This is a genomic window from Salipiger sp. HF18 (assembly GCF_011806505.1).
Classification (GTDB): domain Bacteria; phylum Pseudomonadota; class Alphaproteobacteria; order Rhodobacterales; family Rhodobacteraceae; genus Salipiger; species Salipiger thiooxidans.
Genome location: NZ_JAATOS010000087.1, coordinates 1 through 13,220, shown reverse-complemented (window position 1 = coordinate 13,220; position 13,220 = coordinate 1). Strand labels below are relative to the sequence as shown.

Genomic DNA, 13,220 nt, shown 5'->3' with positions numbered 1-13,220 from the left:
ACTGGTGCGCTTCATCCTCATGTCCGTGACGCGGGGGCTGAGGCTGGTGCTGGTGATCACCGGCAAGGGGCTGCGCGAGGATCCCCACGACCCGATGCCGCGCCGGCGTGGCGTGCTCAAGACGCAGGTGCCGCAGTGGCTGCGGATGCCTGGCGTCTCGCATGCGGTGCTTCAGATCACCGAGGCGCACGGCAAGCACGGCGGGTCGGGCGCGTATTACGTCTATCTGAAGAAGCGGCGCTAGGGCGTCAGCCGCGCCCGGGCAGGATCTGTTCAGTGTGGTCCGACAGGTAGATACGCAGCCACGGCGTGAAACTTCCGGCCTCGGAAACGGTCCGCGCCCGCAGCGCATCGAGCGCCACCCAGTCGGTGTCCATCACCTCGTCCGGGTTCGGCGCGATGGTCATGCCCTCGGGCGCCTCGGCCACGAAGATGTCCACGAGCTCGTGCTCGATCATCCCGCCACCTACATCGGCGCGGTATTCCACCTGCCCGCGCGGTTCGAGCGCGACCCCGGTGATGCCGAGCTCTTCCTCAAGCCGGCGCGCGGCGCAGGTCTTGGGCGCCTCGTCCCAGTGCGGGTGGGTGCAGCAGGTGTTCGCCCAGAGCCCGGGCGTGTGATACTTGCCGAGCGCCCGCCGCTGGAGCAGGATCTCGTCCCCGCGCAGCACGAAGACGGACACGGCCTTGTGGCGGAGTCCGCGCAGATGCGCTTCGATCTTGTCGACCGGTGTCAAGACACCGTCGACCCATGCGGGGATGCTGGTATTCATGGCGTCTGTTTCCGTTGCCCGGACCCGATCGTCAAGCGGGCACTGCCAATTGGTCGCATGTCCGGCTCAAACTGTTGTTCACGCAGCCTTTCCCGGAGTAGCTTCGGCCCCGGAGACGTGTCACGGGAGACATACCATGAAACTCAAGATAGCCACGGCCCTCGCTGCAGTGACTCTTGCCGGAACCGCCGTCGCACAGGACGCGGGCGATGCCGCCGCCGGCGAGGACCTGTTCAAGAAGCGCTGCCGGTCCTGTCACTCCGTCGTTGACGACGCGGGCGAAGTGATCGTCAAGGGCGGCCGCACCGGCCCGAACCTCTACGGCGTGATCGGCCGCCCCGCCGGCGCGGTCGAGGATTTCCGCTACAAGGCCTCGATCCACGAAGCGAATGAAAAGGGGCTCGTCTGGGACGAGGAGACCTTCGAGACCTACGTGCAGGATCCGTCCGCCTTCCTGCAGGACTACCTCGGCGACAGCGGCGCTCGCTCGGGCATGACCTTCAAACTCAAGGACGGCGCGGCCGACGTCTACGCCTACCTGGTATCGGTGGCCCCCGCCAACTGAGCCCCTGCCCGTCCCGCCCGCCCTGCGAGAGAGGCGGGCGGCGACGCGTCAGGGCGACAGACCCGCGAGAACGATAAAGGGCGCATCCTTGGATGCGCCCTTTTCTCATGCAGTGTCCCTGAGTGGGACCGGGATCAGTTGACCCCGATCTGCCGCGTCAGGCCGAAGACGCTGCCCATCAGCGCGAAGACCACCTGGGCCTGCGTGATGACCGACTCGGTGGCGAGCACGGTGTCGTTGGGGTTGATCTCGAAGTTCCGCGCGGCGAAGAGGCCGTCGGCGGAGGTCAGGTCGAAGGTGAAGACCACCTGCTGCATCCGCGGGGCGCTGCCGTCCGAGCGCAGGTGACGCACGCTGTATTCGCGCAGCACCAGCACGCCCTTGGGATCGGCGCGGTTCGGGTTGAGCCCGCCCATCAGCGAGATCGCCTCCATCGCGCTCAGGTCGTCCTTGGGGAAGTAGACGAGGTCCTCGCTGCCCGAGGCGCCCATGGCGGTGAAGCTCTTGTCGTCTTCCTCGATGATGACCGTGTCGCCCGGGTAGAGCAGCGCGTTGCGTGAGCCGTTCTCGAGCAGGTCCTTGGACGAGGTCTCGTAGGTGGTGCCGCCGCGCAGCAGGCGCACCTGCGGGTTGCGCATGCCTTGTCTGATGCCGCCGCCGTCGGCGATGAGGCCCAGCACCTTGTAGTTGCGCGAGGGCATCGGGTAGGCGCCGGGGCTGGCGACGCCGCCGACCAGCTCGACCGAGTTGCTGCGGCCCTGCGTCAGGCTGAGCTGCACCTGCGCCGAGGGCGCGATCTGTATAAGCTTTTCCTGGATCCGGGCACGGGCGGCGTCGGGGGTGAGGCCGCGGATGTAGACCTCGTCCACGTAGGGCACGAAGACCGAGCCGCTGGGGCTCACCTCGATCGCGGTCAGCCGGGTCGATTTCGCGGCGGCGTCGATCAGCAGCGAGTTCTCCTGGCTGTCCCAGATCACGATGTTCACCTGGTCGCCGGTCTGGATGAGGTTCGAATTCGACCCCTGCGAGGTTCCGGGCCAGCCGTAGACGGTGTCTTCGCCGGTCTTCGGCCAGGCCGCGATGGCGGGCATGTTGGCGCGGGTGACCGGAACCACCTGGAACGTCGGCGCTTGGGAAGAGGACTCGCTCACCACCTGGGACTGGATCGCGGCACCGCGCGGCAGGCTGCAGGCAGGAACGAGCAGAACGGCTGCGAGGGCAACCACGAGGCTATGTAATCTTGGCAACGAGACCCCCGGGAAGTGCATCCTGACTTTCAAAGGCTTTCTTAGCGGTTGTCGCTGGTGATAGACAGCCTCTTGTGGTTCGAAAATGGCAAATTGGACGGGACCGGGTGTCGGGAATGGCGCAAGTTGCGGAAGGTCAGCGGGATTCAGCCGGCCTGAATAGCGCTTCAGGCTCGTGTCGGACGCCGTCTCGCGCAGGAGGCGAACAATGACCCCGGGAAAACGTGTCTTCGATGTCGTCGCGGCGCTGGTTCTGCTGACGGGCCTCCTGCCCTTCATCGTGCTGATGGCGCTGGCGATCCTCGTGCTCGACGGCCGGCCTGTGCTTTATCTCTCCGAGCGGATGAAGACCCCGGACGAGGGCTTCCGGCTGTGGAAGTTCCGCACCATGAAGCCCGATGCTTCGGATCGCGGCGTGTCCGGCGGCGACAAGTCCTCGCGCATCACCCGCACCGGGCGTGCGTTGCGCCGCTACCGGCTGGACGAAATCCCGCAGCTCTGGAACATCCTGCGCGGCGACATCAGCTTCGTCGGTCCCCGCCCGCCCCTGCGCCGCTACACCGAGATGTTCCCCGAGCTCTATGCCGAGGTGCTGGAATCGCGGCCGGGCGTCACGGGGCTTGCCACCCTCGCCTTTCACCGCACCGAGGAACGGCTGCTCGCCCCCTGCAGCAGCAAGGACGAGACCGAGGCGGTCTATTGCCGCCGCTGCGTGCCGCGCAAGGCCCGGCTCGACCGGATCTACACGAACAAACGCAGCTTCTGTTACGATCTGAAGCTCATGCTCGCGACGGTGTTCCGCCGGATTTCGCTGCACTAGGGAGCACCCGGTGCAGCGCGGTTGTCGGTGAAGCGTGCGGGGTCAGCGCCGCAGCCGGTGCATCGACACGTAGCCGAGCTCTTCACCCAGCCACTGACGCGAGGCGAGGATGTCGCCGTTCCCGTCCACCACGAAGTAGTTGACGAAGGGCGTGCCGTCGGCGCTCTCGCAGGCGGCGATGACCTCGCGGGCGGTGCCCTGCACAAGCCCCATGGAGACGTCGACCGGCTTGTCGGGCTCGACGCCGCAACGGTAGGTGACGGTGCGGGTCACGTCCTCGGCGGTGAGGAAGCGCTGGATGTAGGTCGCCTGCCCGGTGCGCGAGCCGCGCACGAGGTCACGGACGCCGCCGGCATCGGTCGACATCAGGTCGCCGCCGAAGCCGCGCGTGCCGACGATCACCCCGTTGCGCATGATCACCGCCTGGCGTCCGGCGTTGGCGTAGGTGTCGTAGCCGTTGTTCTGCTCGATCCGCACCAGCAGCGTCTGCGACTGGCGCTCGGGGATACTGAGGAACACCGTCGGCAGGTCGGTCGACGTCAGGGTCTGGACGATCTGCTCTTGCGTCACCGGCGTCGGTTCCCCGGCGCCACCGAAGATGACGTCATAGCCGGCGGCGAAGGGGTTGTTGTAATACGGATCGTTGCTGCAGGCGGCGACCGCCGCCACGAGGCCAAGCGCCCCGGCGAGCTTCGGGATCATGCGGAATTTCATCGCCAGAACCTTCCCCAAGTGTTGGCCACGTCCGGTTCGTGCCATGTCCGGACCTGTTCGTAGAGACGGTTCGAGACATTCAGGCGCGCGCCGCCGTCCCGCTGGATGGTGCGGATCGTCTCGGTCTGGGTCTTCCGCGAGGGCGTGCCGAGGCCGATCGACAGCGGGATGGTCAGGGTGATGCCCTTGTCGAAGGAGCCTTCGCCGAAGTCGTCGCCCGACACGTCGGTGAGGGTCGCGAAGGCCCCGACGCGCCAGCCGTTGGTGAACTGGCGCTCGACCGTGACGGTGGCGCCGTAGTCGCCCGCGAGGTAGCGGCCCATGTCGACCTGACCGTGGAAGCCGTTGCCGAAGGCGTAATAGGCCGAGACATGGCCGTTCACGTCGGGGATGTCGCGCTCGACGCCGGACACCGGGTCGACGGTGGTGTTGCTTAGCAGCCCGAGCATGCCGTCATACTCGCGGCGGCGGACGTAGTTCAGCTCGGCCCCCAGCGCGAAGCGGCTGTCCACCGGCTTCCACAGAAGTTCGCCCGAGACACCGGCATACATCTGCTCGAGATAGCCCATGCTCAGGCGGCCGTAGAGATCAGGACCGGGGCGCGCGTAGAGATCGAGCGTCAGCCGGTCGATCTGCGGATCGCCCTCACGCGCGTAGTAGCTGTAGTTGGTGCGCACCCGCGGCAGCTTGGATTCGTCGATCCGGGTGATGGTGTCGAGGTTGCCCAGAACCTTCTTCTTGATCGAGCCGCTCAGCACCACGTTCGGCGTGACCTCAAGCTCGCCGCTGAGGCGGGCGCCGACGTCGATGCGCAGCGGGTCCTGCGGGTCGAAGGCCGAGTAGGCGTAGTAGGGCGTCAGCGACCAGGTGAACTTGGGATATTGCGACATGTCCACGGCCGGGGCGCGGCCGAAGGCGTCGGTGATCGTGGTCCGTGCCAGCATCTCGACCGCGGCGTCGTTCTCGAGCGCCTCGAGATCCGAGCGCCGCATGGTGACCGCCGACATCGGCATGCCGTTCTCGGACGGGATGATGGTGAACTGCTCGACCGAGGCGGGCAGCACGCGGGTCATCACCCGTGCCGCGCGGCCGATGGCCTGGGCCGGGGCACCGTAGATCGGGTTGCGCAGCTTGAGCGTGGCGCTGCGCCCCTGCAGGTCGAAACCCTCGACCTCGAGCTTTTCCTTCTCGAGGCTGGTAACGAGGCGCTGCGCGGTGTTGTCCTCGACCGCGGCGAGCCCGGCGGGCGTGCTGGCCCAGCCGAGATCCTGGATGTCGGCGGGTTCACGCGGCTTCACCGGCACGCCGGCGCTTTCGTTGCCGCCCGGCACTCCGGTGGATTTCGGGTTCAGCGACACCGTGACCTGCGCGCCGATGGTGTTGCCATAGGCGTAGTAAAGCGACAGCTGGGTGTTGTTCTTGAGCCTGTAGTCGACGCCGAAGTTGAAGGGCGAGCCGTGGTCGAAGCCGCCGAACTCTGACTCGCGCTCGTAGTCGTCCGAGGAATATTCCAGCGTGAAATTCAGCCGGTCGTTCAGCGCGTAGCTCATGCCGGCGAAGATCGCCATGTCGCCGCGGAACCAGCGGTCCGGCGTCGGCAGGCCGCCCTCGCCCAGCGTCTCGACCGGGCGGGTGCCCAGCGTGGCGACAGAGTTGTAGCTGCCGAGGCGGCCCCAGCCGAGACCGGCGGTGAGCTTGAGCTGCGGCGTCACGGTCTTGGTCGCGACGAGGTATTCGCCGCTGTAGATGCCGGTGCCGATGAAGTCCTGCAGGCCGATGGCGACGGCGGGGCGGATCTCGCCCTCGGTCAGGATCTGGTAGCGCAGGTCGAAGCTGCGGTCGTAGAACACGCCGTCGACGCTGTCGCGGTTGTCGAAGTTCTGGATGCCGCTGTAGCGGAACGTGCCGATCAGCCGCGGGGTCATCTGGAAGATCAGCGACAGCCGGTTGCTGTCATGGATCCGCCCGTAGGTCAGCGCGATGGTCGCGTCGGGCGCCACCTCGGCCGAGGGCATGTCGATCAGGCCCGGCGAGCCGTAGCTGTTGAACGACGGGAACTCCTGTGCCGAAGACGCGCCGGAGAACGCTGCAAGCATCGCGATGGATGCTAAAATCCGCGCCTGTCTCCTTGGATTCACTGGCCCCGTCCCCATTCAATCGACCCCTGACGCAATCGGTTTCCGGCACCAGAGCTAGTCGGAATCCCCGTCCCTGTCTATCGACCCTCCCGTGGCAGGTGGCGCTCTGTGGGATAAACGGCACGTCCCCGCCCATGCCGAACGCGGACATTTTGAAACGTTAAGCCGGCGGAAACGGATGCCCGGCTATCACCATCGACGGGGTGAATAACGAGGTGGTGGAAATGGCGGTCGACAGCAATGTCGCGCCGGTCATCATCAAGAGAAAGAAGGTATCGGGCGGCGACGGGCATCACGGCGGCGCCTGGAAGGTCGCCTATGCCGATTTCGTCACGGCGATGATGGCTTTCTTTCTTCTGATGTGGCTGCTCAACGCGACGACCGAGAAACAGCGCAAGGGGCTCGCGGACTACTTCAGTCCGACGATCGCGGTCAGCCGGATGTCCGGCGGCGGCGACGGCACCCTCGGCGGCGAAAGCGTCTTCACCGAGGCGGTGCTGCCGCGGGTCGGCACCGGCGCCACCAGTCTCAATCCCATGGCCCAGAACCGCGCCCGCGGCTCCTCGGATCCCGGCCAGGCCCAGGAGACCGGCAAGACCGAAGAGCCCGGCGCCAGCGATGAAGACCTCAAGGCGCTCGAGGACCTGCTCATGGGACGCGGCGGCGAGACCATGATCGACGACAACCTCATGCGCCACATCGTGACGCGGGTGACCGACGAAGGCCTCGTGGTCGAGCTCTTCGAGACCGAGGACGCGCGCCTCTTCGACGAGACCGGGGCGCCGATGCCGCTCCTGCGGGATCTCGCGGGGGTCATTGCGCGGGTCTCGCGGCTGGTGACCAACCCGCTCGCGGTCGAGGGTCACACCACGGCCTTTCCCATCGTGCTCGCGCGCGATCCCTCGTGGGACGTGTCGACGCGGCGGGCGGACGATTTCCGGCAGCTCCTGCTCGCCGGCGGGCTCGACCGCAAGCGCATCGACCGGGTGACCGCCCATGCCGACCGCGAGCCGTCTCAGAGCAACCCCATGGATGCGCGCAACAACCGGCTCGAGGTCATCTTCCTGCGCAAGGGGTGAAAACGTGTGCCGGTTATGGCTCGCATTTTACCTGTTAGCGCGGCGTTAAGGCCACGCCCGTAACTGTTGTCGCGAGTAATCAGATCGAGACAGCAGAAAGGCGTGTCCCATGACCATCTCTTCGTCGCTCAATGCCGGGGTTTCGGGGCTTTCCGGAAACGCAAGCCGGCTTGCCGCGATCTCCGACAACATCGCCAACTCCTCGACCTACGGCTATCGCCGGGTCGAGACGGATTTCACCGCACTGGTGATGTCGAGCGGAACCAGGACCTACACCGCCGGGGGCACCTCGGTCGACAACCTGCGTCTGGTCGACCAGGGCGGCGCGCTGGTCTCGACCAGCAACGCCACCGACCTCGCCATCGACGGCATCGGCATGCTGCCGGTGGTCGCGGTCTCGCAATACGAGGCGACCGGAGAGCCTGAGCTGCTGCTGACCTCGACGGGCTCCTTCCGCATCGACGAGAACGGGTACCTGGCAAGCGAGTCCGGCTTCTACCTGATGGGCTGGCCTGCGAACCTCGACGGGACCATCCCCAACTATCCGCGCGACACGATCAACGGGCTTGAGCCCATCCAGTTCAGCCTGAGCCTCACCGGTGACCCGACCACCTCGGTCGACATGGCGCTCAACCTTCCGGCCACCGCGACGCAGGCAGGCGCCTCGGGCGAGACCGAGTATCTCGAGATCGAGTACTTCGATAATGTCGGCATCTCGCAGAGCGTCTCGATCACCTTCACGCCCACGGTTCCCGCCACCGGCATGTCCAACGAATGGACCATGGTGATGACGGACTCCGCACAGGCGGGCGCGGTGATCGGCGAGTACACCATCACCTTCGACAACACGAGCGGCAGCGGTGGCACCATCCTGTCGGTCGCCGACATCACCGGCGGCGTCTATGACGGCGCGACCGGTCTCTTCACCGTCAACGTGTCCGGCGGCCCCATCGAGTTCCACATCGGCGCGGTTGGCGAGACCGGCGGCCTGTCGCAGCTTGGCGACGGCTTCGCGCCCATCTCGATCAGCAAGGACGGCTCCTCGGTCGGCAACATGGTCTCGGTCGAGGTCGACGAGAACGGTTATGTCAGCGCGCTCTACGACAGCGGCCAGAGCCAGGTGCTCTACCAGATCCCGCTCGCCGACCTGCCGAACTACAACGGCATGATCGCGGTGGACGGCTCGACTTTCCGGCCCTCGCCCGAGAGCGGCTCGTTCTTCCTGTGGGACGCGGGCGACGGTCCGACCGGCAGCGTCAAATCTTACGCCCGGCAGGAGTCCGCTACGGACATCGCGCGTGAGCTGACTGACATGATCCGCACCCAGCGCGCCTATTCGTCCAACGCGAAGGTGATCCAGACCGTGGACGAGATGCTGCAGGAAACCACTAACATCAAGCGCTGATCCCGCGGGATCGGCTTCAAGGGGAGGCTGCTGAATGTCACTGTCCGGAGCACTGTCAAACGCCCTCAGCGGCCTCACCGCCAACAGCCGCGCGGCGTCTCTGGTGGCGTCCAACATCGCCAACGCGACGACCGAAAGCTACGGGCGCCGCACGCTGGAGACCTCGTCGCGCACCGTCGGCGTCGGTGGCGTGCAGATCGACGGGGTCAACCGGCGCGTCGACACCGCGGTGCTCTCCGATCGTCGCCTGTCCGACGCGCAGACCGGGTTCGCCGAAAACATGCAGACTTTCGCCTCGAAGATCGAGGCGCTGCTCGGCCCGAGCGGCGAGGCGGGGTCGCTGTCGAGCTTCTACAGCGCCTTCGAGAACGCCATCCTCTCGGCCTCCTCCGACCCTTCGTCGACCCAGCGGCTCCAGACGGTGGCGCTCGCTGCGCAGGATTTCGTCGGCAAGCTCAACGACGTCAGCACCACGCTGCAGCTCTCGCGCGCCACGGCCGACCGGACCATCGCCGCGCAGGTGGACTCCCTCAACACCGCGCTTGGGCGGGTCAAGGATCTGAACGAGGCCATCGCGGAGTCGATGTACCGCAACGGCGACGCCTCCTCGCTGATGGACGAGCGTCAGCGCGTCATCGACCAGGTCTCCGAGATCGTGCCACTGCGCACAGTGCAGCGCGACAACGGCATGATCGCGGTCTACGCGGCCTCGGGAAATCCGCTGCTCGATCCGACGATCCACAGCGAACCCGCCGAGATCGGCTTCACCGCCCAAAACCTCGTGACCGCCGACATGACGCTCGGCAACGGCCTGCTGTCGGGACTGACGATTTCCGGCAAGGCAGTGAACAGCACCAACGAGGGCCCGCTCGGGGGCGGGACGCTCGGCGCCCAGCTTCAGATCCGTGACACCGTCGCGGTCGAGTTGCAGTCGGTGCTCGACGGCATCGCGCGCGACCTGATCGAACGGTTCGAGCCCGGTGGCCCCGACACCACGCTGGTTGCAGGAGATCCCGGGCTCTTCACCGATGCGGGCCTTGCCTTCGATCCGCTGAACGAGGTCGGCCTCGCGGGCCGGATCAGCCTAAACGCGCTGGTCGATCCCACGGACAGCGGCACCTGGCGCCTGCGCGACGGCCTCGGTGCGGCGACGCAGGGCGACGTCGGCGACGCGCGTCTGCTCCAAGCCTATTCCGACGCGCTGGAAAGCCTCAACGTCCCGGGCTCGACCAGCCTCGGTACCGGCGCCTTCAGTTTCGGCGAGCATGTCGGGGATTTCGTCTCTGCCGTATCCACCGCCCGCGTCCGCGCCGACGGCCAACAAAGTTTCAGCAACGCCCAGAACACCGCGCTCAAGGAGCTCGAGCTTTCGGCCGGTGTCGATACCGACGCCGAGCTCCAGGAACTGCTGCGGATCGAACAGCACTATGCCGCGAATGCGAGGGTCATCACCACGGTGGATGAGCTGATGCAGACCCTGCTGAGCATCTGAGGAGGAACGAATGGATACCGTCGGAGACCTTGCCCGCACCCTGGTGCTTCGCACCCACCAGACCCGGCTGAACCAGGAGATGGACCGCCTCGGCGTCGAGATCGCCAGCGGCTTCGTGCGCGACCCGGCCTCCCATCTTGGCGGCGACATCACCGGGCTGCTGGCCATCGACCGCACCCTCGCCAAGCTCGAGACCTACCGCGTCAACACGACCGAGGCGAGCTTCCTCACCGGCACGATGCAGAACGCCCTCGAAGAGATCCAGATCCGCGCCGAGAATGTCTCGCAGGTGCTGCTCTCCGTCGAGCTTACGCCGAACGACGAGATGCTAAACACCATGTCCTCCGAGGCCGAGAGCGCCCTGAACCAGATGCTGAACGGGCTCAATCGATCCGTCGGCGGCCGTTTCCTGTTCTCCGGAACCGCGACCGACGGTCATGCGGTGATCGACAGCGACACGATGCTCAACGAGCTGCGCACCGCCCTCGCCGGCCAGACCGATGTCGCCGGCGTCGAGGCCGCGCTGGATGCCTGGTTCGACACGGCGGGCGGCGGGTTCGAGACGACGGGTTACCTTGGCTCGACCACCTCGCTCGCACCGATGCGGCTGAGCAAGACGGAAAGCGCGAATGTCGACATCCGCGCCGACGACCAGGTGTTCCGAGACACCATGAAGGCGCTCGCCAAGGCGGCACTGGCCACCGACAGTAGCCTCGCCTTGCCGGAGAACGTCAAGATCGAGCTGATCGGAAATGCCGCGCTGGATCTCCAGACCGCACAGGCCCATATGGTCGAACTCCGATCCGGCCTGGGCGCGCTGCAGCAGCGCATCGAAGAGACGGCGACCCGCAACTCCGCCGAACGCGCCGCCACGACCATCGCTCGTGTCGAGCTTGTCGGCACAGACCAGTTCGAGACCGCGACCCGTTACGAAAACACCCGCGCGCAGCTCGAGAGCCTTTACGCCATCACCGTCCGCTCCTCGCGCATGTCGTTGGTGGGATTCCTGTAATGCTGCGCAGCCTGATCGTCTGCCTTGCCCTTTTTGGCCTGATGCATCCCGCCTCCGCGCAGAGCGTCCGGATCAAGGACCTCGTCGAGGTCGACGGAGTCCGTGCGAACGACCTTGTGGGCTATGGCCTCGTGGTGGGTCTCAACGGCACTGGCGACGGATTGCGGAACGCGCCTTTCACCGAGGAGATCATGCAGAATATCCTCGAGCGGCTCGGCGTCAATGTCACCGGCGAGCAGTTCCGCCCGCGCAACGTTGCGGCGGTCTTCGTGACTGGCCGGCTGCCACCCTTCGGCCGTGCCGGTAGCCAGATCGACGTCACGGTCTCGGCCATCGGCGACGCCAAGAGCCTGCTCGGCGGCACGCTCATCATGACCCCGATGAATGCCGCGGACGGCCAGATCTACGCCGTCGCCCAGGGCACCGTCATCGCGGGCGGCGTCGAGGCGCAGGGTGATGCAGCCCGTGTTGTGCAAGGCGTGCCGACCTCCGGCGTCATCCCCGCCGGCGCCCGTATCGAGCGCGAGGTGGATTTCGATTTCACCCAACTCTCATCGCTGCGCCTCGCCCTGCGCGAACCCGACTTCACGACGGCCGCGCGCATAGAGAACGCCATCAATCGTTCCGTCGGGCGCGGGGCCGCCCAGATGCTCGACGCGGGCACCGTTTCGGTGGACCTGCGGCGCACGGGCGCGTCCTCTCCTGCGCGGGCCGTCGTCGCGATCGAAAACCTCCCCGTCGAACCCGAACGCCGCGCCCGCGTGGTGGTAGACCAACGCTCCGGAACCATTGTCATGGGCGAGGACGTTCGCATTTCTCGTGTCGCCGTATCTCAGGGCAACCTGACGCTCCGCATCGAAGAGACCCCGATCGCGGTTCAGCCAAGCCCCTTCGCCGAGGGCGAGACTGTCGTCGTACCACGCACCGGGGCAGAAATCGTCGAAGAGCCGGGGATCGGTCTTGCCGAGATCCCGAGCGGAACCTCGCTCTCGGAGGTTGTCGCGGGCCTCAATGCCCTGGGCGTTTCGCCCCGCGACATGATCGACATTCTCAAAAGCATCAAGGCCGCAGGGGCGCTGCATGCGGAATTCGTGGTGATGTAGCGCCTCGCGACGGCCTCATGAAGAGGGTTTCTTAACCGCAGCAGCCTACTGTCCTCTCAACGCTGGTGAAGGAGTTTTCCCAATGCTGGGGATCATCGGGATCGTCGTCATTTTCGCCATGGTCTTCGGTGGCTATGTGCTGGCGGGCGGCAAGATGGGGATCATTCTAAAGGCCCTGCCCTTCGAGATGATGATGATCGGGGGCGCCGCGCTCGGCACCTTCCTGCTCGGCAACGACGGGGGCGTGGTCAAGCATACGCTCAAGGACATCAGCAAGGTCTTCAAGGGCACAAAGTGGAAACCTGGTGATTACAAGGATCTGCTCTGCCTGCTCTTCGAGCTGATCCGCCTTGCCCGGCAGAGTCCCGTGGCGATCGAGGAACACGTGGAGACGCCGGGCGAGTCGTCGATCTTTTCGAAGTATCCCAAGATCCAGGGTGACAAGGTGGCCATCGAACTGATCTGCGACACGATGCGCTCGATGTCGATGAACTACGACGACCCGCACCAAGTCGAAGAGGTTCTCGACAAGCGGATTGAGGCGCTTCAACACCATCGGCTGCATTCGAGCCACGCACTGCAAAGCACCGCCGACGCCCTGCCCGCGCTCGGGATCGTGGCCGCGGTTCTCGGCGTGATCAAGACCATGGCCGCCATCGATCAGCCGCCCGAGGTCCTGGGTAAGATGATTGGGGGCGCGCTCGTCGGAACGTTTCTCGGCGTTTTCCTGGCCTACGGCTTTTTCGGTCCCTTCGCCGGCAAGGTGAAATCGGTGGTCGAAGAAGATCTCCACTTCTACCAGCTTATTCGCGAGGTCCTTGTTGCCAACCTCCACAACCACGCAACAAACATCTGCATCGAAGTTGGACGGC

General features: G+C 65.9%; 13 protein-coding genes. 9 read left to right on the top strand and 4 right to left on the bottom strand.

The features are described from left to right. The coding region (locus HC022_RS10215) for a Smr/MutS family protein (protein WP_167452359.1) at positions 1-244 on the top strand (244 nt) is incomplete at its 5' end. A 4-nt stretch (positions 245-248) separates the two neighbouring features. Here HC022_RS10215 and idi read toward each other — a convergent pair. Beyond that, on the bottom strand, positions 249-773 hold the full coding sequence (gene idi, locus HC022_RS10210; protein ID WP_167452358.1) for an isopentenyl-diphosphate Delta-isomerase: 525 nt from the start codon (positions 771-773) through the stop codon (positions 249-251). A 136-nt stretch (positions 774-909) separates the two neighbouring features. Here idi and HC022_RS10205 point away from each other — a divergent pair, with 136 nt between their 5' ends. Then, positions 910-1,338, top strand: coding sequence for a cytochrome c family protein (locus tag HC022_RS10205; protein ID WP_089956394.1), 429 nt, complete (start codon positions 910-912; stop codon positions 1,336-1,338). Between the two features lie 134 nt (positions 1,339-1,472). On the opposite strand, the gene HC022_RS10200 is transcribed toward HC022_RS10205, so the two are convergent. After that, on the bottom strand, positions 1,473-2,564 hold the full coding sequence (locus HC022_RS10200) for a polysaccharide biosynthesis/export family protein (protein ID WP_167452357.1): 1,092 nt from the start codon (positions 2,562-2,564) through the stop codon (positions 1,473-1,475). Between the two features lie 229 nt (positions 2,565-2,793). On the opposite strand from HC022_RS10200, the gene HC022_RS10195 reads away from it, so the two are divergent. Then, positions 2,794-3,405, top strand: coding sequence for a sugar transferase (locus tag HC022_RS10195; RefSeq protein WP_167452356.1), 612 nt, complete (start codon positions 2,794-2,796; stop codon positions 3,403-3,405). A 42-nt stretch (positions 3,406-3,447) separates the two neighbouring features. Here HC022_RS10195 and HC022_RS10190 read toward each other — a convergent pair whose 3' ends face one another. Then, entirely contained in the window at positions 3,448-4,119 is a 672-nt protein-coding gene (locus tag HC022_RS10190) for a YjbF family lipoprotein (RefSeq protein ID WP_167452355.1), read from the bottom strand. Further along, positions 4,116-6,215: a YjbH domain-containing protein gene (locus HC022_RS10185; protein ID WP_167452354.1), complete on the bottom strand. Its 2,100-nt coding sequence runs from the start codon at positions 6,213-6,215 to the stop codon at positions 4,116-4,118. Before HC022_RS10185 ends, HC022_RS10190 begins: the two co-directional genes overlap by 4 nt. Before the next feature lie 266 nt (positions 6,216-6,481). Between HC022_RS10185 and HC022_RS10180 the strand changes: the two genes are divergently transcribed. The 6 genes from HC022_RS10180 to motA form a co-directional block, all read left to right on the top strand. After that, positions 6,482-7,336: a flagellar motor protein MotB gene (locus tag HC022_RS10180; protein ID WP_167452353.1), complete on the top strand. Its 855-nt coding sequence runs from the start codon at positions 6,482-6,484 to the stop codon at positions 7,334-7,336. 109 nt (positions 7,337-7,445) lie between these two features. Continuing rightward, entirely contained in the window at positions 7,446-8,741 is a 1,296-nt protein-coding gene (locus HC022_RS10175) for a flagellar hook protein FlgE (RefSeq protein ID WP_167452352.1), read from the top strand. 34 nt (positions 8,742-8,775) lie between these two features. After that, positions 8,776-10,233, top strand: a complete 1,458-nt coding sequence (gene flgK, locus HC022_RS10170) for a flagellar hook-associated protein FlgK (protein ID WP_167452351.1) — start codon at positions 8,776-8,778, stop codon at positions 10,231-10,233. A 10-nt stretch (positions 10,234-10,243) separates the two neighbouring features. Further along, the gene (locus HC022_RS10165) at positions 10,244-11,245 is read left to right on the top strand and encodes a flagellin (protein WP_167452350.1); all 1,002 of its coding nucleotides are present in this window, start codon (positions 10,244-10,246) and stop codon (positions 11,243-11,245) included. Next, positions 11,245-12,348 (top strand): flagellar basal body P-ring protein FlgI, encoded by a 1,104-nt coding sequence (locus tag HC022_RS10160; RefSeq protein WP_167452349.1) that lies wholly within the window; start codon positions 11,245-11,247, stop codon positions 12,346-12,348. Before HC022_RS10165 ends, HC022_RS10160 begins: the two co-directional genes overlap by 1 nt. Positions 12,349-12,430: 82 nt before the next feature. Then, a partial coding sequence (gene motA / locus HC022_RS10155) for a flagellar motor stator protein MotA (protein WP_167452348.1) occupies positions 12,431-13,220 on the top strand: 790 nt, incomplete at its 3' end.

What these genes read in the sequence shown, in the direction of transcription:
- HC022_RS10205 (WP_089956394.1), top strand. Translation starts at nt 910, where the DNA reads ATGAAACTCAAGATAGCCACGGCCCTCGCTGCAGTGACTCTTGCCGGA.
- HC022_RS10175 (WP_167452352.1), top strand. Translation starts at nt 7,446, where the DNA reads ATGACCATCTCTTCGTCGCTCAATGCCGGGGTTTCGGGGCTTTCCGGA.
- flgK (WP_167452351.1), top strand. Translation starts at nt 8,776, where the DNA reads ATGTCACTGTCCGGAGCACTGTCAAACGCCCTCAGCGGCCTCACCGCC.
- HC022_RS10180 (WP_167452353.1), top strand. Translation starts at nt 6,482, where the DNA reads ATGGCGGTCGACAGCAATGTCGCGCCGGTCATCATCAAGAGAAAGAAG.
- HC022_RS10165 (WP_167452350.1), top strand. Translation starts at nt 10,244, where the DNA reads ATGGATACCGTCGGAGACCTTGCCCGCACCCTGGTGCTTCGCACCCAC.
- HC022_RS10195 (WP_167452356.1), top strand. Translation starts at nt 2,794, where the DNA reads ATGACCCCGGGAAAACGTGTCTTCGATGTCGTCGCGGCGCTGGTTCTG.
- HC022_RS10160 (WP_167452349.1), top strand. Translation starts at nt 11,245, where the DNA reads ATGCTGCGCAGCCTGATCGTCTGCCTTGCCCTTTTTGGCCTGATGCAT.
- HC022_RS10185 (WP_167452354.1), bottom strand. Translation starts at nt 6,215, where the DNA reads ATGCTTGCAGCGTTCTCCGGCGCGTCTTCGGCACAGGAGTTCCCGTCG.
- idi (WP_167452358.1), bottom strand. Translation starts at nt 773, where the DNA reads ATGAATACCAGCATCCCCGCATGGGTCGACGGTGTCTTGACACCGGTC.
- HC022_RS10190 (WP_167452355.1), bottom strand. Translation starts at nt 4,119, where the DNA reads ATGAAATTCCGCATGATCCCGAAGCTCGCCGGGGCGCTTGGCCTCGTG.